Here is a 24,467-nt window from a genome sequence, read left to right as displayed (position 1 = left end):
GGTTCCGGAGCCGCACAGCGGTGTGCGTCGAGACCTTGGAGGTCCTTCAGATGGAACGGGACTGGCTCAGAACCAGCTGGAAGATGCTGGTGGTTCGTGGCGTGATCGCCATCGTGTTCGGGATCCTGGCGATCGTCTGGCCGATCTCCACCGCGATCGCGCTGGCGCTGCTGTGGGGGTTCTGGGCGCTGATGGACGGCATCGGCTCGCTCGCCCACGCGTTCCAGCCGGAGGCGAAGGGCAGCAGGCTCTGGCTGGTGTTCTTCGGCGTGATCGCCCTGGTCGCGGCCTTCTTCGCGATCTTCAGCCCCGCGGTGACGGCGGTGACACTGACCTGGATCCTGGGCATCTGGCTCATCGTCCGCGGCGTGTTCGAGGCGTTCGGCGCTTTCAGCAGCCACCTGCGGACACCCCGCTGGCTGCTCCTGCTCAGCGCCGCCCTGTCGATCCTGCTCGGCATCCTCTTCGCCGCCAATCCCGGCGCCGGCGCGGTCGGAATAGCCGTCTGGCTCGGCGTCACGGCCCTCGTCTGGGGCGCCGCCTTCGTCGTCATGGGCCTCTCCCTCCGCCGCGAAGCCTCAGCATCAGACCAAGCCAAAACAGTCACCCCTTAACGCGGGCGCCTCTCCTGCTGCGGCTGACTGTTCCGCAGCAGGTGAGGCGCTCCCTCAGTTCTCGCAGGCGACGCCGTCGCCGTCCCGGTCGAGCTTGCTCGAGTAGCCCGGCTGACCTCGATAAATCGGATCCGCTCCGGCTGCTTTCACTGCGGTGCAGTTCGCGTAGTAGACCTCAGAAACGGTCGGCTTCGGCTTCGGCTTTGGCTTCGTGGTCGGCTTCTTGACCGACGGCTTCGTGGTCGGCTTCTTCGTCGTCGGCTTGGCGGTCGACGGCTTGGTCGTCGGCTTCTTGGTCGTCGGCTTCTTGGTCGGTGGCACCGACAAGAGCCCAGCCGGCTTCGATGCGACCGCGGTCGGTTTCACCGTGGCCTTGACCGGCGGAGCGCTGCTCGCCCCCTTGCTCGTGACGGTCGTCTGTGAGGACGCTTCGCCAGTATCCGTTGTTGCCGCGCATCCGCCGACCAGCACGAGCGCGACCAGTCCACCGCCCGCGACGAGCGCAGCACGATAGAGACCCATGATTCCCCCCAAACCCGCCCTCGGCCCCCCGAGGCGGGATAGCTGTCGCTCGGACCCTCCCGGCCCGAGCGACCCCATCCCTACCACCGATCAGTCACCCTCTGCGATGGTTCACCGCGCAGAACGCGGAAAGCTTCTCACTTTCGTTACCTAGCGCGACCACTTGACGATCTGGCTGAGATCCTCGTCGGCGGCCTCGGGGTGGGCCGTGAGGCGCTGGTGCACGGTGGTTGCTATCGGCAATGAAGCGGCAGTCGCGGCGAGAGCGACATCCTTGGCCGCAAGGCGAATCGGGAAATACGCACCCTCGGCAAATGCTCGGCCGGCGATCCCGGCCAGTGGTGAGGCCGCCATGGCGCGCTTCACCTGATCCTCGGGCAGGCCCAGTGCGTCCGCGAGTGCCATCGCCTCCGCGATCACGGTGACGCCGTTGACGACAGCGTTGATCAGGACGAGTTTCAGGGCCGCGCCGGTACCGGTCGCACCCGTCCTGTTGACCGTGCCGAACAACTCCAGCAGCGGCATCACCGGGTCCGCTTCACCGCCGACCATCAACGACAACTCACCACTCGCCGCTCTGTCGACACTCCCCATCACCGGCGCGTCGATCAGCGCGACTCCGGCCGGCAACTCCTTCTCCACCTCGGCTACGGCGGCCGGACCGATTGTCGACGCCTCGATCAGGAAGGTCCCGGTCCGCAGTTCGGAGGCGAACGCGCCGACCACCTCACGTACCGCCGGGGGATCGGCCAGCATCGTCACCACAACCTCCGCATCCCGCACAGCGTCGGCGGGGGATTCCGCGACCGTCGCTCCCTGCTTGGCGAATTCCTCGGTGCGCCCGGGCGACCGGTTCCAGACAGTCAGCGGGTAGCCGGCCGCGAGCACCCGACGAGCCATCGGTCCACCCATCGAGCCCAGCCCCAGAAAGGCGATCTTCGTGTTCTTGTCCATGCCTCAACGCTAGGCACGCCTGAGCGATGTGAGAAGCGAATGTCTAGCATGGCACTCATGCCAGCTCAGCATGAGTTCTCGACTGCACTCCTCCGGGTCTTCCTCGAGGTCGCCCGACTCGGCTCCTTCACGACGGCGGCTCCGATCCTTGGCTACACCCAGTCCGCGATCTCCCGGCAGATCTCCGCCCTGGAAGAAGAAGCCGGTACTCCGCTCTTCGATCGGCTGCCCCGGGGAGTCCGCCTGACCGAGCCCGGGCGACGTCTCCTCGTCCATGCGCAGGCGGTGCTCGATCGGCTGGATGAGGCTCGGCGCGAACTCACCGATCTCCGCGACCTCAACACCGGCCGACTACGCGTGGGGGCCTTCGCCACAGCGGATGCCGAACTGGTCCCGCAGGCCATCGCAACCTTCCAGCGACGCCACCCCGAGGTCACCGTGACACTGCGGGAGGGCTTCACTCCCGAACTACTGGAGATGCTCGGCGCAGGCGACGCCGACGTAGCCGTGGTGAGCTATCCGGGCACGCAACACATCGACGGCTTCGACCTGCGCAAGCTCCGCGACGACTTCATGTACGTCGCCTTTCCCAGCGACCACAAGTTCGCCGGCAGACGCCAGATCCGGCTCGCCGACCTGCAGGACGAGGAGTGGATCGCGGGCAGCTCCCGACCCGAGGACACCCTGATCAGCTCCTGCCTGCGGACCGGGTTCGAACCCCGGATCGGCTTCGTCGCCCGCGACTGGATCGCCAAACAAGGATTCGTTGCCGCCGGCATCGGGATCACCCTGATCCCTTCCCTGGCAGTCGATTCCGTACGCCGCGACGTCAAGCTGGCGCGAGTCCATCCAGACGACATCCCACCCCGCCAGATCTACACAGCCACCGCCAGCGGCTTCACCCCCTCCCCCGCGACCCAGGCCTTCCTCACCCTGCTCCACCGGTGACTGTGACCAGCCCAAACTCTGGCTGAACTCGATCCTGGAAGCCGCCCCCAACCTCATCCTCCCCACCTTCGTTCTCACCTGACATCCGGCCGCAGCCGGCGACTCGAACCATTGAGCGCGCGTATCATATTTGATACCTTCTTGTTCTATGGAGATCAGCAGTTACGAGCGGGAGCAGATCGCGAATGATCTGCGTGCGGCGCTGCGGGAGGCCGGCCTCACGCAGGAAGCCTTCGCGCGTCTGCTCGGCACGTCTCGTCCGCGGCTGTCCGCCTACCTCAATGGGCGGACGATGCCATCGGCCGCTCTCCATCAACGTGCCCTTCGCGCTGCTTCCGGGCTGAGTAGCGCTAGACGTCACGGCTGGATGACTCCGGACCGAACCAGCAAACAGGTCAATGAGGCGCTGCGCGCGGACGACGAGGAGTGGGCCTTCAAGTTGGTCATCCAGGCCCGCGACCAGCTAGCCGAGATGCTCCAGCGTCACGACCCCGCGGTCAACGCCTGGCTCCTTCGTAGTACTTCAATCTCAGATCCGCGGTACGACGCACTCTTGTCGGCGCTGGTCGAGCACGAATTCGACCAACACGATCATCCCCTGCGGCCCGAATGGACGAACGTCCCCCGCCTCGAGCGCACCTGGCTACAACCCAACGCCCGCCGAGGCGCCGACTGGACCCGCGCACACACACCCCAGTGGCTGGCCAAACGCGGCATCTACATCTCCACCCACGACCTCAAAACCGCCTGACCACGCGGACATGCTGCTCTGGTGCCAGACATTGGCCCAACGCCTCTGGCCACCTGTTCAGGATTGAGACCTGCGCCCTTGCCAAGTCTGGTTGCGCATGGCAACAGATTCTCGGAAGGCGGTACTGCGGGCGGCGCGGGCTGGGGATCCGCGCCGCCGGTCAGGGTGGTGGTCAGCGGCGGCGGCCGCGCCATTTGGTGCTGGCGCCGATGCCAGCCAGGTGGAGGGCGATGCAGAGGAGGCCTGCCATCAGGAGGGTTTGGGGGGTGAAGGCGTCGCTGACGGTGGCGTCCGCCCAATCGAGGATGAGGGCCAGACCGAAGATGACGGCGGCGATGATCGCGAACATGGAGAGCTCCTATCGAAGGGCGGAAGAACGGACTCCCCGTACTACCGGCCTGACTCCCCCGAACCACCGGTCTAACTCCCAAGTACCACTGGCACCGAACCGTCAAACGGTGAATGTGCGAGCCGTGACCTTGTGGACCGCGGTCACCACCGCCGCGATCTCCGGGATGTCCTGCTCACCGTCGCGGCAGACCAGCACGCTGTACCGTTTCGCGTCCACGCCGTCGAGGGCGATGCGCTTGATCGAAGCCTCCGGAGCACCCGGCGTCAGGTCGGGAGCGATCGTCAGTCCCCACCCGACGCCGACCAGTCCCAACGCCGTCGCGACATCCCCGACCGTCGCCCCCACCCGCGGCCGGAAGCCTGCTCCCGAACACAATCCGAGCAGCACATTGCCCAAGGGATGGTTCTGATACACGACCCACGGCTCTTCCAGGAGTTGCTCGATCCGGCAACTCTCAAGAGAAGCGAGCGGATGCTGCAACGGCGTGCACAACCTCAATCGATCGCAGCCGAGGATCCATTGCCGAAGCCCGACCTGCGGAAGCGGCGGCGTAGCACCGAACGTCGAGAGGATCACCACGTCCAGCCGCCCGCGCTTCACCTCCTCCGCGCCCTGCTGATCCGAGACCGACACCAGCGCCAGCTCCAGCCGCGGATACCGCTGCCGCACATTCGTCAGCGCCGTGCTCATCAACGGCGGCCCCTCGCGAAACGGAATCCCGATCTTGAGCCGGCCAGCCACCCCGTCCGACTGACGCAGGGTCGCCTCGGCCGCCCGGAGCTCGACCAGGATCCGCTCGGTGTGCTCCAGCAGCCGCTGACCGAGTGGCGTCAGCGTGACGGTCTTGCCGCCGCGGATCAGCAGCGAGACACCGGCTGATCGCTCCAGCGCGGACATCTGCTGGGACACCGCCGAGCGGGTGTAACCGAGCTCCCGGGCGGCGCCCGCGATCGAGCCGTGCTCAGCCACAGCACGCAGTACGACGAGCTTCGATGTATCGAGCATGCGTCACTCCTGTTAACGCTCCATGACCTCAGGCGTCAACGTACCCCTCTTGCTGGGCGGATCACAGAGCGAGTTCAGTGAGTCATGGCCCGAAAACTGACCGAACTCCAGCGCATCCCCACTTCGGGGGCCCGCGCCGTCGAAGCCTTCGCGGTGGATGGCCGGGAACTGCTGGCGATCCCCCAACTGGCCCTCGACGCCCCCGGTACGCCGGCCGGGATGAACGGCGGCGACAGCAACACCGACCTCCTCATCCTGCAGAAGCAGCAGGGCGGGTACACCCCCTTCGCCACCCTTCCGGCTCCCGGCGGCGAGGATGCCGAGTTCTTCGTCATCGGGACGCGGAAATTCCTCGCCGTCGCTTGCATCCGCACCGGCCACGGCCCGTACGAGTACAGCACCGAGTCCTTCGTCTACGAGTGGAAGGACGGCCGGTTCGAGCTGTTCCAGGCGATCCCGACCTTCGCGGCCAAGCAGTGGAAGTACTGGTCGATCGGTGACCGTCACTTCCTCGGCCTCGCCCAGGGGGTCGCGCTCCCCCAGTTCAAGGAGCGCAACCCGAGCTCCGTCATCTTCGAATGGGACGGGGAGCAGTTCGTCGAGTTCCAGCTCATCCCGTCGCAGTGGGCGTACAACTGGCACCCGTTCGAGCTCGACGGCCAGTACTACGTCGCGCACGCCGACCACGTCACCGAGAGCATCCTCTACCGGTGGGACGGCTCGCGCTACCTCCCACACCAGAGTCTTCTCGAGAACTCCGGCCGCGCCTTCGCCCACTTCACGGCCGACGGCGAGACCTACCTGGTGGTGGCGGGCCTGGCGGAGCCTCCTTCCGTACTACGGTGGGCAGGCGGGCAGTTCGTTGCCGCGAGCAAGCTCGAGGGACTGGGGGCTCGCGAGGTGCGCGTGGTCGAGCAGGACGGGCGGATCTACCTGATCCGGGTCAACTTCATCCTGGGTACTCCAGCCGACCCCGAGACCGCGCTCACCTCCCAGGTCTACGCCTGGCACGACGGCGAGTTCCTCACCATCGCGGAGTTCCCGACCACCGGCGGCACCGATGTGGAAGTACTGAACGGTGCCTTCGAGTTCGTCGTCTCGAACGCGCTGAGCGCCGACGTCCGCTTCGCGACCGAAACCGTTGTCTACGCGCTGTCCGACGGCGAGGACTGACCCATGGCCTTCGACATCTACGAGTCACCCGCCTTCGCGCGGCTCTTCCGCGCCTACACCGGATCCGCCCGCAGCGTGGGGATCCAGCTGACGCTGGCGTCCGAGCAAGCCCACGCCGCAACACCGCTGATCGTTGCCACCAGCAGCGATCTGGCCCTGTACCCAGGTCGCGGTGCGCCGCCGACCGTCGAGGGTTTCAGACTCTCCACCCGCGGCTTCAAGGAACTCACCGCGGTATCCCACCTCGGTCCGGCCCTGGCCTCACTGGCCAGGATCAAGGAGCTTGACCCGCACGGTCCCTGGCGCGAAGGGGCCGCCGAGTTGCTGGCGGCAACCAGGGAGACCCGGGAGGCGAACTCCCCCGCCCTGTGGCGTGATCTGATCCGGATCGAGAGCTTCGCCGGGCGTGAGGAAGCGATCGCCGACATGATCGACTACTCGTGCGTCCTCACCGAACGAGTCCTCGAACGGTCGCTCCAGGACCCGGCGTACCTGACGGCCGCTACCGTCCGGCGCGACTTCCTGGAAGGCCCGTCGCCCGACCTGCCGGTCCCCCTCAACCGGATCATGGTCGCCACCTTCTTCCTCTTCGGCATGGACCTCGGGCACCGGCTGATCACCTGGTTCGACGATCTCGACCTCCCCTGGGAGGACGCGATGGTCATCATCGCGGGCCGCCAGGGCCGCCCGACCGCCGGTGTCACCAGGGACAGCAACAGCGTCGCGGGCGTCATCCACGCGGCCGCTCGCGGCCGGTTGCCCGAGCGGAACCTCCTGATCGCCCCGCACGCGCCGGTGTTCCCCATGTACGACGGCACGAACCTCGACGCCGTCTCGGCGCTGGAGCCCGACTATCGCCGGCTCTGGTCCGGGGTCCGGGCGACCTGCGAGTTGGGCGAGCAGATGTTCGACGGTTACCCGAGGTTCGAGCCGTCCCGGTCCGCCCGCCGCCGGGTAGGCCCCGGCACAGTGACGGTGAGCGAGATGCCGGCCGTGACCGGGCCGACGGACTGGTTCGCACTGACCTCACGGCTCCGCCTGGTGCTCGAGGATCCCAGGCAACTGCTGTCCGGAGCTGTCACCGACTTCGCCGCCCAGCAACTCGTCGACCACGACAACGACCCGTCCAAGCTCTTCATCCCGGGGCTCGATGGAGAGCCCTACCCGCTCAGCACGGCCACCGGCGTTGCCGGCCGCAACCATTCACGGGGTTACGACGAAGGAGAAGCATCATGAGTCCCAACGTCCGCCTGTCCAGGGCAGTGGCCGGTACTGCGGCCGCCGCGCTGCTGGCACTGATCTCAGCCTGCGGGCTGTCCGCCGAGGAGCCAGACGCCCAGGCCGCCCCCTCCACCGAGCCGATCGTGATCGGCATGTCCCTTCCGCTCAGTGGTCCGGTCGCGGATCGCGCGAAACCCGGGATGGAGGGATATCAGTACTGGGTGGACGAGCTCAACGCCCAAGGGGGCCTGCTCGGCCGCAAGGTCGAACTCAAGGTCCTGGACGACAGCTTCGACCAGCAGACCGCCATCAACGACTACACCCGGCTGATCTCCCAGGACAAGGTCGACCTGCTCCTGGGCACCTTCTCGTCCGACCTGAACGTCGCCGTGGCGCCGGTCGCCGAACGCTACAAGTACGCCTACGTCCAGCCGTCCGGTGGTGCCGACGAGATCTTCGCCCGCAACTTCAAGTACCTGTTCTTCGCTCAGCCGGCCACGACCCAGAAGCTCCCCGACCGGTTCGTCGATCTGATCGCCGCGATGCCTGCCGCCGAACGCCCGAAGACGCTCGCCCTGGTCCAGCTCGACGACCCGAACACCACTCAGGCCGCCGATCTCTTCGGAGAGCGGCTCGGCAAGCTCGGCGTCAAGACCGTCTACGACAAGACCTACGCCCCCGACACCGCGAACTTCGACACGATCGCGAACGCGATCAAGCAGGCCAAGCCGGACCTGGTGATCAACGGCTCGATCGCCGGTGACGGTGTCTCCCTGATCCGCTCGTTCCAGAAGATCGGCTTCTCCCCCCAGCAGCTCTACCAACTCAACACCCCGACCGATCCCGGCTTCCCCAAGGCGATCGGCGCCAGCAACACCGAGGGCATCTTCACCTACCTGGCCTGGAGCCCGGAAGCGACGTACCCGAGCAACACCGGATTCGTGGCCGGCTACACCAAGCAGTTCGGTGCCGCCCCGAGCGAGGATGCGGCCAACTCCTACACCGCGGGCCAGGTGCTGGCCACCGCGGTCAAGGCAGTCGGCAAGCTGGACCAGACCGCGATCGCGGACTGGCTGCACCAGAACAAGGTCGACACGATCGTCGGTCCGCTCGGCTGGGACGCGACCGGCCGGCCGCAGGGCGACATGCTGCTGGGCCAGTTCCAGGGCGGCAAGATCAAGATCGTCGGCCCGGAGTCCGCGGCCACCTCCAAGGACATCCTTTTCGTCAAGCCCGGCTGGAAATAGGCATGGCCGACCGGAGCAGAGGTGGATCGTGACCCTACTCGTTCAGACCGTCATCCTCGGCCTGCTGGTGGGCGGCGTGTACGCGCTGATGTCGTCGGGCTTCAGCCTGGTCTTCGGCGTGATGAGGATCATCAACCTGGCGCACGGGGCGATGATCGTCCTGGCGGCCTTCCTCACCTGGTGGGTGTGGGACCGCACCGGCCTCGACCCGCTGCTGATCGGCGTCCTGGTGACGCCTGTCATGTACGGCGTGGGCTGGCTCCTCTACAAGACCGTGGTCGCCCGAGTGCACAAGGCCGATCACGAGCTGGCGATGGTGGCGACGTTCGGTGTCGCCATCGCCGCCGGCGGAGTGATGTCGCTGATCTGGGGCACCGAGGTGCGCTCGGCGACTCCCGGCTACTTCAACACGTCGATCGAGCTCGGTTCGCTGGTGATTCCCCGGGCCCAGCTGTACGCGTTCGTCGGTGCCCTGGCCATTCTCGGTGCCCTGTACGCCTTGCTGCGCGGTACTTTCCTGGGACGCGCGATCAGGGCCAGCTCGACCAACCGTGACAGCGCGGCCCTCGTCGGCGTCGACGTGGAGCGGACGATGGCGCAGATGTTCGCCATCGGCGCGGCCACGACCGGGTTCGGCGGCGCCGCCCTCTCGGTGATCTACCAGTTCGTCCCGGACTCCCACTATGTCTGGATCGGTCGGATCCTGTGCGTGGTCATCCTCGGCGGGCTCGGGAGCCTTCTCGGTGCCGCACTCGGGGCCGCCATCCTTGGTCTGGGCGAAGCCCTCACAGCCTCCTACATCGACACCCGCTGGGCGACCGCGGTGCCGTACGTCCTGATTATCGCGATCCTGCTGATCCGTCCCCAGGGCATCCTGGGCGGCCGCCTCCGGACGGACGGGGTCCACCCATGAGCACCGACGCTGCGACTCGACGCCGGGTCTCCAAACGCCTGATCATTGCTCTAGGCATCTTGTTCGTTGCCGCGATCCCCTTTCTCACTCCCAGCTCCTACATCCACAACGTGTTGATCCTGACCTTTCTGCTCGCCGTGCTCGGATCGGGCTGGAACGTCATCTCGGGTCTGACCGGCTACGTCAGTCTCGGACACAGCGCGTTCATCGGCGTCGGCGCGTACACGGCCGGCATCCTCGCGGAGCGGTGGGACATCTCACCGTTCATCGTCGCGCCGCTCGGAGGGGTCGCGGCCGCCTTGATCGCGTTGCTGCTCAGCCTGACGACCCGGCGTACCAGAGGCGTCGCGTTCGTCATCGTCTCGTACGCGATGCTCGAACTGCTCGGGCTGATCACGCGGAACTGGTCCTCGCTGACCGGTGGCAGCCAAGGTCTGCTGATGCCGCTGCCGGACTGGGACGTGCGGTTCCACAACTGGCCGTTCTACTACGCCCTGCTCGCGCTGCTGCTGCTCAGCTTGGCGATGACGGCCGCGATCCGGCGCTCGAAGTTCGGGCTGGGCCTGGTCGCCATTCGCGACGACGAGGACAAGGCTGCCGGTATCGGCGTCGTCACACCGGTCTACAAGGGGCTGGCGTTCATGGCCAGCGCGGTCCTGGTCGGCGTGGCCGGGGCCATCTACGGCTACTACGTGAGCTTCCTGACGGTCAGCACGATGTTCGACATCGTCCTGAGCATGCAGGTGGTGCTGGCGGTCCTGCTGGGCGGACGAGCGACGGTCTGGGGTCCTGTCCTCGGCGCGTTCATCGTGGTTCCGCTGGCCGAGGTGACCAACACGTCGATCGGTGGCGTGGATGCCGGGGCGTGGCGCCTCATCATGTTCGGCGGGCTACTTCTCCTCGTCACCCTGGCGCTTCCCAAGGGCATCATCCCTTCTGTCGGCCAACTCCTCGAGAAGCGCCGGCGCGGCGAGGCGAGCAGTCTCACCGGCGCCCGGCTGGCCGACACCACCTTGCCTCCCGCCCCCGCAAGCGAGCGCGCGGCGGCCGGCCAGGGACGCAGTACCGACGTCTTGAGGGTCGAGGACGTCACGGTGCAGTTCGGCGGGGTCAAGGCACTCGACGAGGCTTCCCTCGTAGTCCCCGCGGGATCGATCACGGCATTGATCGGACCCAACGGATCAGGGAAGACGACGTTGTTCAACGTCATCGACGGGACCTATCCGCCCGCACAAGGCGACGTCGTACTGGCGGGCCAGTCGCTGGCGAAGCTCGACCGGACCGGCCGTGCCTTCGCGGGGATCGGCCGGACCTACCAACTACCGCGACTCTTCAACAGCCTCACGGTCGTGGAGAACGTTGCCGCGGTCAACTCTCGCCCTCACAATCGGATTGGCAGTCTGCGGCGACTGGCGCACTCGTCCGTCTCAGGTGCCGAGGCAGCGCGTGCCACGGAACTGCTGGAGTTCGTCGGGCTCGGTGAATACGTCGATGCCAAGGCGACCGACCTCTCCTACGGGCAACGCAAGCTCGTGGAGCTGGCGCAGATGCTGATGCTGGATCCGGAGGTCATCCTGCTGGACGAGCCGGCCGCGGGGATCAACCCGACCTTGTTGCAAAGGCTGTCGGAGCTCGTCCGTGCCCTCAACGCGACCGGCCGGACCTTCGTCATCGTCGAGCACGACATGCACTTCGTCCTGTCCCTCGCGGACCGGGCCACAGTGCTTGCCCGAGGCAAGGTCATCGCTGCCGGTGATCCGAACGAGGTCAGCACGGATCCCGCAGTACTGGAGGCCTATCTGGGCGACGACTTCGTCCTGGAGACAGCTGTCATCACCGACGAGGACGCGACGATCGGACCAAGATCATGATCGACTTCGAGAACGTCCGGGCCGGGTACGGCGGCGGGGACGTGCTGCAAGGCGTCACCCTCACGGTCGACCGCGGCAGCATCACCTGCATCGTCGGACCCAACGGGGCCGGCAAGTCGACCTTGCTGCGCGCGCTGAGCGGTCTCTTGCGACCACGCGAAGGAAGGATCCTGGTGGACGGCAAACCCGTCCACGAGCTCTCCCCCGCCGAGGTGCTCGCGGCCGGCGTGGCCCAGGTCCCGCAGCAGGGCGGGCTGTTCGGCGACTTGACCGTTCGCGACAACATGTTGCTCGGCGGCTACCTGATCCGCCGTGATCGGCGACGGCTGAGAAGTCGGCTCGACGAGCTTGCGGAAGCCTTTCCGGTGATCGCCGCCAGGGCGAACGACAAGGCAGCCGACCTGTCCGGCGGCCAACGGCGCATCGTCGAGTTCGCCCGGGCGCTGGTCACCAGCCCGTCGGTCGTCCTGCTGGACGAGCCGACCCTGGGACTCGATCCGTTGACCTGCGAAGTGGTCTTCGACAGCACCAGGACGATGAACCAGCTGGGCGTGACCGTGCTGATGGTCGAGCAGAACGTGCGGTTCGGCCTCAAGCTCGCTAACCACGGCGTGGTGATGGAACGCGGCCGCGTCCTGATCTCGGAGCCGGCCGATCAACTCCTGGCCCGACCAGACATGGGCGCGCTCTTCTTCGGCGCCGGCACACCGGCCAACTGACAGGATCGCCATGAACAGATTCGTACAACAGACGAACGCGGGCAACGACTTCCTCGGACGACTCCGGGCAGGCAAGCCGACGCTGATCCTGGGAGTGCGGGGAGCCCGCACCACGGACATCGTCAGGGTGGCGCACTCGACCGGACACCACGCGATCCTGGTCGACCTCGAGCACTCGACGATGTCCCTCGATGTCGCGGCGGGACTGTGCACGGCGGCGGCCGATCTCGGCTTGATGCCGATGGTCCGCACCCCGGAGCGCGACTACGGTTCCATCGGGCGGCTGCTCGACGGCGGTGCGCTCGGCCTGGTTGCACCCAGGATCGAAACTGCCGAGGAAGCCCGCACCATCGTCGGGGCTTGCCGGTTCCCTCCGCGCGGGCAACGGTCTCAGCTCGCGAGTGTTCCCGCCCTCGGGATGCGACCGACGCCGGGCGCAGTACTGAATCCGACCCTGGACGCGGCGACCGTGGTCCAGATCATCGTCGAAACGCCGCTGGGCGTCGACAACTCCGACGCGATCGCGGCGGTCGACGGCGTCGACATGCTCACGCTCGGCGCCAACGATCTGACCGCGGAGCTCGGGATCGCCGGGCAGTTCGACCACCCGCTGGTGCGCGAGGCGGCGGGAACGGTCGCCAAGGCGTGCGCCAACCACGGAAAGCTCTTCATGGTCGCGGGGATCTCGGACCCCGTCCTCTTCGCCTCACTCGCCCAACTCGGCGCGTGTCGGGCGTTCGTGACCGGGATGGACACCGACCTCCTGTTCGGCGCCGTCCAGTCCCGCGCCGATGCCGTCCTTCAATCCCTCAGCGAGGAGTCGCCAGCATGACTCTTGAAACCAAACCGATGCGCCGGGCAGAGTCCAACACCCTGCCGACCTATGAGCTCCCGGCGGGCAGTTGCGACGCGCATTTCCACGTCTTCGAGCCCGGCTATCCACACGTCTCGAATCCGCTCTACACCTTCCCCGACGGGACTTTGGACCAATACCTGGCTCTGGCTGACGTGCTTGGCATCGCGCGGATGGTGCTGGTTCAGCCCACCTTCTACGGCACCGACAACAGCCTGACCCTTGACGTGTTGCGCCGGGCCGGATCTCGCTGCCGGGCGGTGGTGCGGGTCGAGGAGAACGTGACCGACGCGGAGCTGGACCAGTTCCATCAGCTCGGCGTACGAGCGATCAGGCTGGACCTGTTCGCCCGTGCGGAGCTGCCGACCGCGGAGATCATCGACTACGTCCGACGGATGGCTACGCGGACCGCGCCGCGGGGCTGGCATCTGCAGTTCTACACACCCGGCTGGGTGGTCCGCGATCTCCTGCCGTTCCTGGCCGACTTCGACGAGCCCTACGTGATCGACCACATGGGCTACATGAAGGAGGAGGACGGACTCACGCCCGCCGACGCCGACCGGCTGCTCGCAGTACTGCGTGACAACGGCAACTGCTGGATCAAACTCTCCGGCCCGTATCGCATCGCCAAGGGCAAGCCGTTGAGCTCCGTGCAGGAACTGGGATCTGCCCTGGTGAAGACCCGGCCGGACCGCCTGCTGTGGGGCTCGGACTGGCCGCACCTGCCGGACGGCCAACGGGACACCGGTGAACTTCTCAATCTGCTCGCCTCCTGGGCTCCCTCACCCGAGGACCGGCACCAGATCCTCGTCGACTCCGCCGATCAGCTGTTCTTCAACAACTAGCTCGACCCAGGAGCATCAGATGCTTGGAAAACTTCGGCCCCTCCGGTTGGTCGCCACAGTCCTCCTTCTCGCCGCTTCCACAGCGGCCCCGCTTGCGTCGTACGGCGCCTCGCCGGGCACTGCGGCTCCGCAGACGGTCAGCACCAACGACGAGGTGCTCGTCCAGCTGGCTGCGAAACTGGGGGAACCGCGGCACTATTGCGTCGACATTCCGGGCTATCCGTTCCCGAACGACATCAGCACCTATCGCGAAGCCCAGTGGGCACTCGAGACACACAGCTGCAAGACCGGTGTCCCGAACCAGGCGGCGGCGATCGCCGACCAGGTGGTTTCGCGGGCCGGGCTGCGGGCGGGACAGCTCCGCTTCAGCCGGCTGAACGTCTGCCTCGAGGTCTCCACCTTCACCGACGGAACAGGCGTCACCGTGCGTGAGGACGCGCCGATGATCGTCAACCCCTGCACGACGACGCCGGCCCAGCAGATCGTGCTCGGTGCTGACGGTCGGATCCACCCGGCGATCGACGCGACCAAGTGTCTGACGGTCGCGACGAATGCCCTGGAAGCCGGCAATCGCACGCGCACCGAACTCTGGTACCGGCGACCGATGACATTCAGCACCTGCACGCCCGGCGCGTCTGCCCGACAGGTATGGGCCGCAGTCACCCCACCACGACAGAACGCCAGGCCCCCGGCGCCCGCGGCACCGCGTAAACCGCCCGGGGTACTGCAGCAACGCTGGTCTGTCGCAGAAGTGCCGGACGACGGAGTGGGCGCACCGGTCCCGGACGAGATCTTCATCCAGTCGTCGAACTCCCTCGGCGAACCACGGCACTTCTGCGTCGACGTACCGGGCTTCCCGGTCACCGGCGACATCAACAACCATCGCGAGGCGAGGTGGGCGCTCGAGGGGCACACCTGCAAGACCGGCGTCCCCAACCAGGACCTGGCCACGATGGACCAGCTGATCTCGCGCTCGGCATTGGCGAAGGGGCAGATCCGCTACGCCCGGCTGAACGCGTGTCTCGAGATCAGCGTTGTGAAGAACGCCTTCGGTCGGACAAGCGTCTGGGAGGACGCTCCCACGCTGGCCAACCCCTGCTCGAACACACCGGCCCAGCGAGTGGTGCGGGTAAGGACGGGCGCATCCGCTCCGCGATCGACAAGACGAAATGCCTGACGCTCTACGGTGAAGCCTTCGAGGCGGGCAACCGGGTGCCCGGCGAACCGTGGTACCGGCGTCCTCTCACCTTCAGCACCTGCGCCCCCGACGAACACTTCAGTTCATCCGACTCCATCACTGTCCGGGTCACCTAGTACTGCGCGCCGTGCGATGCTATGCCTGGCGACATGACTGCCATCCCCAGCACCATGCGAGCCGCCGTACTGGTTGAGAAGCAGCAGATCGAGATGCAGGAACGACCGGTTCCGCGGCCGGCGGCTGACGAAGTACTGGTCCAGGTCAGGTCGGTGGGTGTCTGTGGCTCGGACGTGCACTACTACAAGGCAGGCAGGATCGGGGACTTCGTTGTCGAGCAGCCGCTGATCCTGGGACACGAGGTCAGCGGGGTCATCGTCGACGTCGGCGCCGACGTGTCCGAGGAGCGGGTCGGTGAGCGGGTGGCGCTGGAGCCTCAGCGTCCTTGCCGTCGCTGCCGGCAGTGCAAGACCGGTCAGCAGAATCTCTGCGCGCAGATGCGGTTCTATGCGACTCCCCCGTTCGACGGGACTTTCTGCGACTACGTCGTCGCGCCCGCCGACTTCGCCCACCCGGTCCCCGACGGGTTGACGGACCACGCGGCCGCGCTGCTCGAGCCTTTCTCCGTGGGGCTCTGGGCCTGCGGCAAGGCGAACCTGCAGCCCGGCTCCCGGGTGTTCATCACCGGCGCCGGTCCGATCGGCGCGCTGGCGTCGCTGGCCGCCCGGTCCTTCGGCGCCGACGAGGTCGTCGTCACCGATCTCGTCGAGAGCAGGCGGGAACGCATCCTCGACTTCGGTGCGACCGCTGCCTTCGACCCCCGGGATCCTGATTTCGACCCGGAGTCGTTGGCTGCCGACGCGTTCATCGAGTGCTCAGGGGCGACCCCGGCGATGCTCTCCGGACTCAGCGCCCTCCGCGGCGGAGGCGTCGCGGTGCTGGTCGGCCTCGGCGCCGAGCAGGTCGCCCTGCCGGTCCAGCTGATCATGACCAAGGAACTGATCCTGACCGGCGTCTTCCGGTACGTCGACACGTGGCCGAAGGCGATCGCCGCAGCGCAGCGGCCCACCATCAATCTCGACGATCTCGTCACCGCGGAGTACCAGCTCGAGGACACCGAGGCGGCCCTGAACAGCGACTCGGACCCGCACAGTATGAAGTCGATCGTGGTGGTGTCGCAGGCCTAATCCTCCTCGGGTACGGCGAGGTGTCCGCGAGCGGCCGCGACCGCTACCCAGGGAATGGCCGAGAGGGTGCCGATTCCGAGGACCAGGAGTGCTGGTCGCAGGCCGAGCACGGACCCGAGGAGGCCGCCGAAGAGTCCGCCGAGGGGGCCCATCCCCCATTCGACCAGCCGGATGACGGAGCCGACGCGGCCGAGCAGTTCGGGCTCGACCGCGCGCTGCAGCATGGTCGCCCGGACGATGATCAGGTAGACGACGCCGAGCCCCAGGAGCAGTTGTCCGATTCCGATGGTGGCGATCACTACAAGGTGCGGGCCACCCGCGAATGGGATCAGCAGGTTGCCTCCGAGCAGCACAGCGGCGACGACCGCGGTCCAGGTGGTGCCGAACCGGCGGCTGACCGGAGTCGTGATCAGACCGGCCAGGAGGGGTCCGAGGGAGCCGAGTACCGCGATCGCGCCGATCTCCGCGGGAGACAGTCCGAGTTCGCGGACGCCGTACAGGATGTAAAGGGCGATGACGCCCCACTGGAAGAAGTCGAAGCTGCCCTTGCCGGCCGTGATGGCGACGATCCCGGGTCGGCCACGGAACGCTGCGAAACCTTCACGCAGCGACAGTCCGAACCGGCTCTTGCTGATCGGAGCGGGGTCGGGCCCGCGTCCCATCGCTTGGAGGACTGCTGCGACCAGGAACGAGGCGCTGTCGACAGCGATCGCCACAGGAGCCGTCAGCAGCTGTACAAGCACACCGCCGATGCCCGGTCCGGCTACGGCGGTGACGGAATCGGTCAAGGCGATGCTGCTGTTCGCTGCCGTCAACTGCCGTCGGTCGGTGACCAGGGCAGGGATGTACGCGGTGTGGGCAAGGCCATAGGCGAGGGCGAGGCTGCCTACGGCGAAGGTGACCACGTACAGGTGCGCCATCGTGAGCGTGTCGAATGCGGCAGCGAGCGGGACGGTACCGATCAGCAGGCCTTGGCCGATGTTGCACCAGAACAGCATCCGCCCGCGCCGGACCCTGTCGACGAGGACACCGAGGAACAAGGCGAGCAGGAGGCTCGGCAGCGCCTCCAGGGCCGTCAGGACGCCCATTGCCGCCGGACCGGCCGAAAGAGTGAGGACGGCGATCAGCGGGATGGCGAGCTCGCTGACCTGGGTCCCGGCGTTGGAGAGCAGCTGGGCCGACCAGAAGAAGGCGAACGGCCTGTTCCGGCGCAGTGGTATCACGTGGCCATTAGACCGGTACGACCTGTCCCGGGAGAACTGGATTGTTGCCCTGACCGGCCTTGGAGCCGCGTGGGAGGCTGGATCTCGGGAACACACGCAACTGAAGATCCCGGAGTGATCGATGAGAACCCGCTTCAAGCCAGACCGGAGCCTGACCGGCCGGATGCTGGCCACAACCTTCCTGCTCGGACTGCTGTACGTCGTCTTCGTCGCAGTGCTGATCGCCGTCACCAAGAGTGCGGTGTGGGCGATCGTGATTGCCGGCGGCCTGTTGTTCGCGCAGTACTGGTTCTCCGACCGGATCGCGCTCTACGCGATGCACGGCCGCATCGTCACGCCTGAAGAGGCGCCCGAGCTGCACGGCGTGATCGACCGGCTTTGCGCCCTCGCCGACATGCCCAAGCCCGCGGTGGCCATCGCAGATGTCGATATGCCCAACGCCTTCGCTACCGGCCGCAGCCCTTCCAAGGCGGTGGTGTGCGTCACTACTGGGGTCCTTCGCCGACTGGACGCGAACGAGCTCGAAGGCGTGCTCGCGCACGAGCTGTCCCATGTTGCGCATCGTGATGTCGCGGTGATGACCATCGCCTCGTTCCTCGGCGTACTGGCCGGTCTGACCACTCGTATCGGCCTCTACAGCGGCGTCGGCCGGAGCCGGGACCAGAACGCCGCAGTGGTGATGCTGGCCGTCGTGGTCGTTTCCGCGGTCGTCTATGCGATCTCCTTCCTGCTCACCCGGGCCCTGTCCCGGTACCGGGAACTGTCCGCGGACCGCGCCGCGGCCATCCTGACCGGCCACCCCTCCGCGCTGGCCTCGGCCCTGACCAAGATCAGCGGCGAGATCGCCCGGATCCCGTCCCGCGACCTGCGGCAGGCCGAGGCGTTCAACGCGTTCTTCATCGCCCCCGCCGCCGCGCCGGGCTTCAGCCTCTCCTCGCTGTTCTCCACCCACCCGACCTTGGAGCGCCGGCTGGACCAGCTGGCCACCATCTCGCGCGAGCTCGGAGAGCAGGTATAGATGGGCTTCCTGGACGCACTGTTCGGCCGGACCAAACCCGTCCCGCCGAACCTCGACCAGCTCTTCGGGCTGCCTTCCGCCTCGATCACCCTGCAGACGACCACCGGCTACCGGCCCACCGGCACCGGCTCGGTGTGCTTCAAAGCGGCTGAGGGTGGCGGGTTCGCCGCACTGCGTGAAGAGGTCGACAAGCTACTTGCCCTGGACAACGGCAAGTACACGAGCCACACCGACAGCTTCGGCTACACGTGGCTGATCCGCCAGACGGCCGACAGCGACCTGGCCGGCCTGGCGACCGATCTTCACTCGGTCAACAGCTCCCTTGTCGACGCCGGCTTCGGCCCGGCCCTGCTCTGCACGCTGATCGCCTTCAGTGACGGGACCCACCCGCTCGGCCTCGTCTACCTCTACAAACAGGGCACCTGGTACCCCTTCGCCCCCAGCGGTCCGAATCGCCGCGACAACACCGTCGAGCTCCAGATCAGGTCGGCCCTGGACAACGACCTCAAGATCGAGCCGGACCTCGCCCGCTGGTTCCCCCTGTACGGCGCGCCCGGCCTCTGACCGCCGTCAGGGCGTGCCGGAGGAGATCAGGTCGATACTCCGCTCGATCGGAAGGCAGACCGTGATCACCGTGCCATGCCCCTTCGGGCTGACCACATCGATCGAGCCACCGAGAGCCTCGACCCGGTCGCGCAAGCCGATCAGACCTGAACCGCCCTGCGGATCCGCGCCGCCGATGCCGTCGTCGGAGACGCGCAGCCGCAGGGTGTCTCCACGCTCCTCCAGGGAGACCTCGGCCTGCGACGCACCGGCATGCTTGCTGGCGTTGGCGAGCGCCTCCGAGACGACGTAGTACGTCGCCACCTCCACCGGCGCCGAGTACCGGGAGTCGGTCCCGAGCTGCAGGTCCACCACGACGGCCGACCGACGGGCCAGCGTCCGCAGGGCCGGACCGAGACCGCCCTCGGCCAGGATCGCGGGATGCAGGCCGCGGGAGATCTCGCGCAGCTCGTCCAGCAGTTCGACGAGTTCCTCGGCGGTCTCGCCGAAGCGGTCCCGCAGGCCCGGCAGGTCATCGGGCACGGTGTCCCGGGCGAGGCGGAGCTCGAGCGCCAGCGACACCAGCCTTTGCTGCGCTCCGTCGTGCAGATCCCGCTCCAGCCGGCGCCGCATATCATCGCCCGCGGCGACCACCCGGGCACGGGAGGCCGCGAGCTGTGCCCGGTTCTCCGCGTTCGCGATCGCGGTGGCGACGATCTCGGTGAACTCGGCGAGCCGCCCCTCAGCACTGGCCGGGAGTCCGGCCTGGTGCGAGGACGCCACCGCCAGCGATCCCCACAGCCGGCCCTCGACGCTGATCGGTGCCCCGACCGCCGAGCGCGAGCCGACGGCGCGCGCGATGGTCGTGATCTCGCTGGAGTCGGCGGGCGGGTACCGGTCGACCCGCGCCGGCTGCCCGGTCTCGAACACCTGCGTGGTCACATTCAAGCCGCCGAGCGGTGACCTGGCGCCGACTCTGGCGATGGGATCGCCGCCGGTCTGGCTCCACAAGCCGACAACGGTCACAGTGTCCTCGGCCTCGTAGCGGGACACGGCCGTGTTCTCGGCATCGAACAGCCGGCCCACCTCTTCGGCGACCGACGCGAACAGCGCCTCGGACGGCGCTCCCCGCGCGACGAGCGTCGCCACCCGCCGAAGCGCGGCCTGTCCGTCGGCCATCCGGCGAAGCTCGGCCCGCGCTTCGGCGTTCTCGATGGCGGTGGCGACGAGTTCGGTGAAGCTCGCTATCTGCAGTTCGGTGTTGGCGGGGAACGGGATATCGCTGTTCGTCGAGGCGGCGATCACGCCCCACAACCTCCCCGCCACCACGATGGGGCAACCGACCGACGCCCGGATGCCCAGCTCATGGGCCTCGCGGGCAATCCCACCCTTCGCGCCGACGAAACTCTCGAGCCGGACCGGGCCGCCGGTTCGCCGGACGTCGCGCGCAACACTGAGGCCGATGAGGTCGAACTGCGTCCCGACGGCCAGCCGGCTGAGCCCCCGGCTCCAGGCCGCGACTCCGGTCACCGTCCCGTCCGCCTCGTAGCGCTCCATCCGGGCAAGATCGGCGCTGCAGAGCAGTCCGACCTCCCGGGTCACGGCCTCGAAGACCGCCGCTGGAGGTCCCGAGTGCGCGACCAGGGTCGCGACCCGTCGCAACGCCGACTGTTCCCGGGTCAGGCGCGCCGACTCCACGGCCGAGCGCCGGGACCGCGCCGCGAGCTCCGCCACCACGATCGCCGTCACCAGGAACACTCCCAGCGCGACGAAGTTCTGGGAGTCGGTGACCAGGCGCGAAGCATCCGGTGGCACGAAGAGGGCGAAGGCCGCGACGCTGACGACCGACGTGATCGCCGCCAGCCGCGCACCCCACAGGACGGCGACCGGCAGCACAGCGAGCAGGTAGAGCACCAGGAGACTGAGCGCGGGGACGTGCGGCTTCAGGAGCGCGACGACGCCACTCACGGCGGCAACCAGTGCCACGCTCGCGAGCAGCCTGCCCGACCAGCGAACGACGGCCGGGCTCATCCCGTTCTGCGCCATCTCATCGCTTCCCTCGCCGGACACCTGCGGGTTCGTCGCCGCCGGCGGCACTCCGGCCTCTGGAATTAGGCCGATTCTGCCACCTATCGCGCCGAGCGGGACCCCCTGCGTCGGGGCAGGCTGTCTCAGCCGCCGTGGCCGGTGAGGGAGGCGACTTCGGCCGGGGTCAGCTTGATCGCCGCGGCAGCGAGGTTGTCCTCCAGGTGGGCCACCGACCCGGTGCCCGGGATCGGCAGGATCGCCGGTGACCGGGCCAGCAGCCAGGCGAGCACGATCTGCCGCGGTGTGGCGTCGTACCGCTGCGCCAGTTCCTGGGTGGTCCGGTCATCGTCAAGATCCTGGATCGGCGCCCAGGGCAAGAAGACCAGTCCTTCCTGCTCGCAGAGGTCGACCAGTGACTCCGACCCCCGGTCGTTGACGTTGTAGCGGTTCTGGATCGATGCGATCGGGGTGAGTCGCTGGGCGTGCCGCAGCTGGTCCTCGGTGACGTTGGACAGCCCGATGTGCCGGATCTTGCCCTGTTCCTTGAGGGTGACGAGCGCCCCGATGGAGTCCTCCAGCGGCACAGCGGGGTCCGGCCGGTGGAACTGGTACAGCGGGATCTGCTCGAGCTTGAGCCGCCGCAGGCTCCCCTCGCAGACCTCGATCAGGTGCTCCGGCCGGCCGTTGGACGGCCACTGCCCCGGGCCCGTGCGCTCCAGACCACCTTTGGTCGCGATCACCAGATCGTCCGGATACGGGACAAGGGCCTCGCCGATGAGCTCCTCGCTGACGTGAGGCCCGTAGGAGTCCGCGGTGTCGATGAAGTTGACGCCGAGCTCGATCGCACGGCGCAACACCGCCTTCGCCTCGTCCCGATCGGCCGGCGGGCCCCAGATACCGGGCCCAGTGATGCGCATGGCACCGAAGCCGAGGCGGTTGACCGTCAGGTCACCGCCGATGTCGATCGTCCCGGCAGCTCCCGCGTCCACTGGTTTCGACTCGGACATCCCATCTCCCTTGATCTACGACTCACGACTGCGGCACCACGTCCGCTCTCGGTACTACGATGCCCGCTGGCCACCGCCCAGTCGTCACAGCAAGCGGCCACATCCCGTACCAGCTACCCGGAAGCCCTGACCACGCCTACTGTCGAGCCAACTGATCGAGGAGAACGGCGATGGGTCAACTGCTGTCCGTCGCCTCTCTCAACACCCGCGGGACCCCGCTCTTCGGTTCCCAGCTGGCCGAGCGGTACCAGGCGATCGGTGAGTTCCTCGAGGCCAGCGATGTGGACATCGTCAACTTCCAGGAGGTGCTCAGTTACTACCACCTGCGGCAGCTGACAAAGCATCTCCCCTCGTTCCGGTACACCGTTCATCGCCGCTCAACGGTGGGACCGGCCGGTGGGCTGGTGACGATGTCGCGACGCCAGACCGTCGGGAAGGTCTATCAGCGATTCCCGATGCCGCCGGCTCGGCTGACTGCATCGCTCCCCCGGCTGGCACGCTTCATGGCGCCGCTGAAGGGCATTCTGATGACCCGCCTTGAGGAACCCGCCGTGTGGGTCGTCAACACCCACCTGCTCGCGAACTTTGACGGCGACTGGTCGGCAAAGAACCGGTACTACGCACTGCACCAGCACCAGCTCGCGACCCTTGCTCGCGTCCTCGGCTCGATCGCCGGGCCTTTCATCGTCAGCGGCGACTTCAACGTCGCCCGGGACAGTTCGCTGTTCGAGGACTTCACCGCGGAGAGCCGGCTCGTAGACGCCTTCGGCGGCGCCTGCCCACCAACCTTCCACCCGGAATACCTGGGACCCGGGGAGTCGTCGCACTGCATCGACTTCCTGATGTTCTCGGGCGAGAAGATCCAGGCGGAGCAGGCACGGTTGATCTTCACCGACAAGGTCCCGCTGGCGAGCGGACCGGATTTCGTCTCCGACCACGTGGGGCTCGCTGTGACCGTGACGGTGGACTAGCTTCGGTGGAGAGCTCCTCGGAAGACGGCAGGATCCGCAGGCATCATCACCGCAAGGTTCTGTCTCGGGGCGCAGTGCAAACTGATGAACTCGTTGAAGAATTCCATCTTACCGAAGCCCGGATGGTGCACGACTTTCCTTTCGTGCATCCAGGCCGAAACCCGGTGATCTCGCCAGAGCCGGCGAAACAGAGCGCTCTGGGAAGTCAGTTCTTCGATCAACTCAGCGAGACGGGGATCATCCGGAAAATGACCGGCATCGGCTCTCGTCATGCCGATCATCTCACTGGCAATGTCTTCCCAGATATCTTGATAGCGATCGCGCGCCGTAGGCGACAGGAGCACCCACCTCATAGCATTCCGCTCGCGCGCCGGCATGGCATTGAAGTCGGCGTACAGGAAGGCCGCCGCCCTGTTGGCAGTGATGATCTCGAGGAAGGGTCCACACAGCATGACCGGCGTGTCGCCCATGAGGTCGATGACGCGTTGAACCCTCTGGTCGACAGTTCGGGATGCCGGCTCTGAAACAGCGTTCACCCGCGCCACTCCGGCGAGAGTGAACAAATGCCGTTGTTCGTCAGTTGTGAGGCGCAGGGCCTTCGTCAAACTGGCGAGCACCTGCGGTGAGGCGGTTCGCTGGCGCCCCTGCTCCAGGCGCGTGTAGTAGTCGGGACTCACCCCGGCGAGGTGCGCGACCTCTTCTCTGCGGAGGCCACGGACCCTCCGCCCACGCGTCGGCGGCAAGCCGACATCCAGGGGCTCGACCCGGGCCCGACACGAGCGCAGGAACGCCCCCAGTTCACTGTTTCTTGCTGCGGTCACGAGCGTGGCCCTGTGGTGCGGATCACACAATGAGGGTAGCACTCCGCTTCCTAGGTATCGAAGGCCCCCTTAAAGCATTGTCCGCCCCGAATGCCCGATGTTCCATCGAAGTGAGGAAAGAACGCACAATCGGAAAATCTCGGCTTGTCAGGTCGCACTGAATAACCGCTGAATACCACAGAAGTGCGAAACATAAGGAGTCAGCCAGCACCATGAGCATCGACAACGCAGCGAACTACGACCCGGCAGGTCAGAACTACGACACCATTATCGTCGGCGGCGGGGCCTCGGGATGTGTGGTGGCTGCGCGCCTCAGTGAGGACCCGAAGCGCAGGGTCCTGCTCCTCGAATCAGGCAACGCGGACACCGACCCCGCCATCCCGGCACCGCACGGTTCCTTCGCGCTGCAGTCCGGGGCGTTCAACTGGGCCGACCTGTCTGTTCCGCAGGAGAAGCTAGGCGGACGCCGAGTGATGGTGCCGAGCG

General features: G+C 67.1%; 25 protein-coding genes. 17 read left to right on the top strand and 8 right to left on the bottom strand.

The genetic code is table 11. The features are described 5' to 3' along the window. The first annotated feature begins 50 nt into the window (after positions 1-50). On the top strand, positions 51-614 hold the full coding sequence (locus tag VFG33_RS08540; protein ID WP_325024212.1) for an HdeD family acid-resistance protein: 564 nt from the start codon (positions 51-53) through the stop codon (positions 612-614). 54 nt (positions 615-668) lie between these two features. Here VFG33_RS08540 and VFG33_RS08535 read toward each other — a convergent pair whose 3' ends face one another. Both VFG33_RS08535 and VFG33_RS08530 read right to left on the bottom strand, forming a co-directional pair. Next, on the bottom strand, positions 669-1,136 hold the full coding sequence (locus VFG33_RS08535; RefSeq protein WP_325024210.1) for an excalibur calcium-binding domain-containing protein: 468 nt from the start codon (positions 1,134-1,136) through the stop codon (positions 669-671). A gap of 150 nt (positions 1,137-1,286) precedes the next feature. Further along, positions 1,287-2,090: an NAD(P)-dependent oxidoreductase gene (locus VFG33_RS08530; protein ID WP_325024208.1), complete on the bottom strand. Its 804-nt coding sequence runs from the start codon at positions 2,088-2,090 to the stop codon at positions 1,287-1,289. Between the two features lie 57 nt (positions 2,091-2,147). On the opposite strand from VFG33_RS08530, the gene VFG33_RS08525 reads away from it, so the two are divergent. Continuing rightward, positions 2,148-3,038 carry a LysR family transcriptional regulator gene (locus VFG33_RS08525; RefSeq protein WP_325024206.1) on the top strand — a complete coding sequence of 297 codons (891 nt, stop codon included), beginning with the start codon at positions 2,148-2,150 and terminating at the stop codon, positions 3,036-3,038. 148 nt (positions 3,039-3,186) lie between these two features. Beyond that, positions 3,187-3,789, top strand: a complete 603-nt coding sequence (locus VFG33_RS08520) for a helix-turn-helix domain-containing protein (protein WP_325024204.1) — start codon at positions 3,187-3,189, stop codon at positions 3,787-3,789. A 172-nt stretch (positions 3,790-3,961) separates the two neighbouring features. Here the strand turns inward: VFG33_RS08520 and VFG33_RS08515 are convergent, their stop codons facing one another. Together VFG33_RS08515 and VFG33_RS08510 are read right to left on the bottom strand one after the other, a co-directional pair. Continuing rightward, positions 3,962-4,138, bottom strand: a complete 177-nt coding sequence (locus VFG33_RS08515; RefSeq protein WP_325024203.1) for a hypothetical protein — start codon at positions 4,136-4,138, stop codon at positions 3,962-3,964. Positions 4,139-4,240: 102 nt separating this feature from the next. Then, a complete protein-coding gene (locus VFG33_RS08510) occupies positions 4,241-5,146 on the bottom strand; it encodes a LysR family transcriptional regulator (RefSeq protein ID WP_325024201.1) in 906 nt (301 codons plus the stop codon). A gap of 84 nt (positions 5,147-5,230) precedes the next feature. Here VFG33_RS08510 and VFG33_RS08505 point away from each other — a divergent pair, with 84 nt between their 5' ends. From VFG33_RS08505 to VFG33_RS08460, 10 genes are all read left to right on the top strand, one after another. Then, positions 5,231-6,319, top strand: a complete 1,089-nt coding sequence (locus VFG33_RS08505; protein ID WP_325024199.1) for a hypothetical protein — start codon at positions 5,231-5,233, stop codon at positions 6,317-6,319. Between the two features lie 3 nt (positions 6,320-6,322). Then, on the top strand, positions 6,323-7,555 hold the full coding sequence (locus VFG33_RS08500; RefSeq protein ID WP_325024197.1) for a DUF5624 domain-containing protein: 1,233 nt from the start codon (positions 6,323-6,325) through the stop codon (positions 7,553-7,555). Next, positions 7,552-8,787, top strand: coding sequence for an amino acid ABC transporter substrate-binding protein (locus VFG33_RS08495; protein WP_325024196.1), 1,236 nt, complete (start codon positions 7,552-7,554; stop codon positions 8,785-8,787). Before VFG33_RS08500 ends, VFG33_RS08495 begins: the two co-directional genes overlap by 4 nt. Positions 8,788-8,815: 28 nt before the next feature. Then, entirely contained in the window at positions 8,816-9,700 is an 885-nt protein-coding gene (locus VFG33_RS08490) for a branched-chain amino acid ABC transporter permease (RefSeq protein ID WP_325024194.1), read from the top strand. Beyond that, complete coding sequence (locus VFG33_RS08485; RefSeq protein ID WP_325024192.1) at positions 9,697-11,571, top strand: branched-chain amino acid ABC transporter ATP-binding protein/permease; 1,875 nt, start codon at positions 9,697-9,699, stop codon at positions 11,569-11,571. The genes VFG33_RS08490 and VFG33_RS08485 overlap by 4 nt, the downstream gene beginning before the upstream one ends. Next, on the top strand, positions 11,568-12,290 hold the full coding sequence (locus tag VFG33_RS08480) for an ABC transporter ATP-binding protein (protein ID WP_325024190.1): 723 nt from the start codon (positions 11,568-11,570) through the stop codon (positions 12,288-12,290). Before VFG33_RS08485 ends, VFG33_RS08480 begins: the two co-directional genes overlap by 4 nt. A gap of 10 nt (positions 12,291-12,300) precedes the next feature. After that, on the top strand, positions 12,301-13,122 hold the full coding sequence (locus VFG33_RS08475; RefSeq protein WP_325024187.1) for an HpcH/HpaI aldolase family protein: 822 nt from the start codon (positions 12,301-12,303) through the stop codon (positions 13,120-13,122). Continuing rightward, positions 13,119-13,988, top strand: coding sequence for an amidohydrolase family protein (locus VFG33_RS08470; protein WP_325024185.1), 870 nt, complete (start codon positions 13,119-13,121; stop codon positions 13,986-13,988). The genes VFG33_RS08475 and VFG33_RS08470 overlap by 4 nt, the downstream gene beginning before the upstream one ends. A gap of 19 nt (positions 13,989-14,007) precedes the next feature. After that, positions 14,008-15,165 (top strand): ricin-type beta-trefoil lectin domain protein, encoded by a 1,158-nt coding sequence (locus VFG33_RS08465; RefSeq protein WP_325024184.1) that lies wholly within the window; start codon positions 14,008-14,010, stop codon positions 15,163-15,165. A gap of 170 nt (positions 15,166-15,335) precedes the next feature. Beyond that, entirely contained in the window at positions 15,336-16,370 is a 1,035-nt protein-coding gene (locus tag VFG33_RS08460; protein WP_325024182.1) for an NAD(P)-dependent alcohol dehydrogenase, read from the top strand. On the opposite strand, the gene VFG33_RS08455 is transcribed toward VFG33_RS08460, so the two are convergent. After that, the gene (locus tag VFG33_RS08455; protein WP_325024180.1) at positions 16,367-17,593 is read right to left on the bottom strand and encodes an MFS transporter; all 1,227 of its coding nucleotides are present in this window, start codon (positions 17,591-17,593) and stop codon (positions 16,367-16,369) included. The genes VFG33_RS08460 and VFG33_RS08455 overlap by 4 nt on opposite strands. A 121-nt stretch (positions 17,594-17,714) precedes the next feature. Here VFG33_RS08455 and htpX point away from each other — a divergent pair, with 121 nt between their 5' ends. Beyond that, on the top strand, positions 17,715-18,611 hold the full coding sequence (gene htpX, locus VFG33_RS08450) for a zinc metalloprotease HtpX (RefSeq protein WP_325024178.1): 897 nt from the start codon (positions 17,715-17,717) through the stop codon (positions 18,609-18,611). After that, positions 18,612-19,175, top strand: coding sequence for a PspA-associated protein PspAB (gene pspAB, locus VFG33_RS08445; RefSeq protein ID WP_325024176.1), 564 nt, complete (start codon positions 18,612-18,614; stop codon positions 19,173-19,175). A gap of 6 nt (positions 19,176-19,181) precedes the next feature. Here pspAB and VFG33_RS08440 read toward each other — a convergent pair whose 3' ends face one another. Both VFG33_RS08440 and VFG33_RS08435 read right to left on the bottom strand, forming a co-directional pair. After that, positions 19,182-21,200 carry a GAF domain-containing protein gene (locus tag VFG33_RS08440; protein WP_325024174.1) on the bottom strand — a complete coding sequence of 673 codons (2,019 nt, stop codon included), beginning with the start codon at positions 21,198-21,200 and terminating at the stop codon, positions 19,182-19,184. Between the two features lie 125 nt (positions 21,201-21,325). Then, positions 21,326-22,189 carry an aldo/keto reductase gene (locus VFG33_RS08435; protein WP_325024172.1) on the bottom strand — a complete coding sequence of 288 codons (864 nt, stop codon included), beginning with the start codon at positions 22,187-22,189 and terminating at the stop codon, positions 21,326-21,328. A 170-nt stretch (positions 22,190-22,359) separates the two neighbouring features. Here VFG33_RS08435 and VFG33_RS08430 point away from each other — a divergent pair, with 170 nt between their 5' ends. After that, complete coding sequence (locus VFG33_RS08430) at positions 22,360-23,160, top strand: endonuclease/exonuclease/phosphatase family protein (protein WP_325024170.1); 801 nt, start codon at positions 22,360-22,362, stop codon at positions 23,158-23,160. Here the strand turns inward: VFG33_RS08430 and VFG33_RS08425 are convergent. Further along, positions 23,157-23,981, bottom strand: a complete 825-nt coding sequence (locus VFG33_RS08425; RefSeq protein WP_325024167.1) for a helix-turn-helix transcriptional regulator — start codon at positions 23,979-23,981, stop codon at positions 23,157-23,159. The two genes, VFG33_RS08430 and VFG33_RS08425, sit on opposite strands and share 4 nt — an antisense overlap. 212 nt (positions 23,982-24,193) lie before the next feature. Between VFG33_RS08425 and VFG33_RS08420 the strand changes: the two genes are divergently transcribed. Beyond that, the coding region (locus VFG33_RS08420; RefSeq protein ID WP_325024165.1) for an NAD(P)-binding protein at positions 24,194-24,467 on the top strand (274 nt) is incomplete at its 3' end.

The organism is Kribbella sp. (genome assembly GCF_035687465.1).
In the GTDB taxonomy this organism is placed as follows: domain Bacteria; phylum Actinomycetota; class Actinomycetes; order Propionibacteriales; family Kribbellaceae; genus Kribbella.
Note: the sequence above shows the minus strand (reverse complement) of the source record. Positions and strands in the feature narration are given on the sequence as shown.

Excerpts from the sequence above, each read along its gene's own strand:
- VFG33_RS08540 (WP_325024212.1), top strand. The coding sequence starts at position 51 with ATGGAACGGGACTGGCTCAGAACCAGCTGGAAGATGCTGGTGGTTCGT.
- VFG33_RS08535 (WP_325024210.1), bottom strand. The coding sequence starts at position 1,136 with ATGGGTCTCTATCGTGCTGCGCTCGTCGCGGGCGGTGGACTGGTCGCG.
- VFG33_RS08530 (WP_325024208.1), bottom strand. The coding sequence starts at position 2,090 with ATGGACAAGAACACGAAGATCGCCTTTCTGGGGCTGGGCTCGATGGGT.
- VFG33_RS08525 (WP_325024206.1), top strand. The coding sequence starts at position 2,148 with ATGCCAGCTCAGCATGAGTTCTCGACTGCACTCCTCCGGGTCTTCCTC.
- VFG33_RS08520 (WP_325024204.1), top strand. The coding sequence starts at position 3,187 with ATGGAGATCAGCAGTTACGAGCGGGAGCAGATCGCGAATGATCTGCGT.
- VFG33_RS08515 (WP_325024203.1), bottom strand. The coding sequence starts at position 4,138 with ATGTTCGCGATCATCGCCGCCGTCATCTTCGGTCTGGCCCTCATCCTC.
- VFG33_RS08510 (WP_325024201.1), bottom strand. The coding sequence starts at position 5,146 with ATGCTCGATACATCGAAGCTCGTCGTACTGCGTGCTGTGGCTGAGCAC.
- VFG33_RS08505 (WP_325024199.1), top strand. The coding sequence starts at position 5,231 with ATGGCCCGAAAACTGACCGAACTCCAGCGCATCCCCACTTCGGGGGCC.
- VFG33_RS08500 (WP_325024197.1), top strand. The coding sequence starts at position 6,323 with ATGGCCTTCGACATCTACGAGTCACCCGCCTTCGCGCGGCTCTTCCGC.
- VFG33_RS08495 (WP_325024196.1), top strand. The coding sequence starts at position 7,552 with ATGAGTCCCAACGTCCGCCTGTCCAGGGCAGTGGCCGGTACTGCGGCC.
- VFG33_RS08485 (WP_325024192.1), top strand. The coding sequence starts at position 9,697 with ATGAGCACCGACGCTGCGACTCGACGCCGGGTCTCCAAACGCCTGATC.
- VFG33_RS08480 (WP_325024190.1), top strand. The coding sequence starts at position 11,568 with ATGATCGACTTCGAGAACGTCCGGGCCGGGTACGGCGGCGGGGACGTG.
- VFG33_RS08475 (WP_325024187.1), top strand. The coding sequence starts at position 12,301 with ATGAACAGATTCGTACAACAGACGAACGCGGGCAACGACTTCCTCGGA.
- VFG33_RS08470 (WP_325024185.1), top strand. The coding sequence starts at position 13,119 with ATGACTCTTGAAACCAAACCGATGCGCCGGGCAGAGTCCAACACCCTG.
- VFG33_RS08465 (WP_325024184.1), top strand. The coding sequence starts at position 14,008 with ATGCTTGGAAAACTTCGGCCCCTCCGGTTGGTCGCCACAGTCCTCCTT.
- VFG33_RS08460 (WP_325024182.1), top strand. The coding sequence starts at position 15,336 with ATGACTGCCATCCCCAGCACCATGCGAGCCGCCGTACTGGTTGAGAAG.
- htpX (WP_325024178.1), top strand. The coding sequence starts at position 17,715 with ATGAGAACCCGCTTCAAGCCAGACCGGAGCCTGACCGGCCGGATGCTG.
- pspAB (WP_325024176.1), top strand. The coding sequence starts at position 18,612 with ATGGGCTTCCTGGACGCACTGTTCGGCCGGACCAAACCCGTCCCGCCG.
- VFG33_RS08440 (WP_325024174.1), bottom strand. The coding sequence starts at position 21,200 with ATGGCGCAGAACGGGATGAGCCCGGCCGTCGTTCGCTGGTCGGGCAGG.
- VFG33_RS08435 (WP_325024172.1), bottom strand. The coding sequence starts at position 22,189 with ATGTCCGAGTCGAAACCAGTGGACGCGGGAGCTGCCGGGACGATCGAC.
- VFG33_RS08430 (WP_325024170.1), top strand. The coding sequence starts at position 22,360 with ATGGGTCAACTGCTGTCCGTCGCCTCTCTCAACACCCGCGGGACCCCG.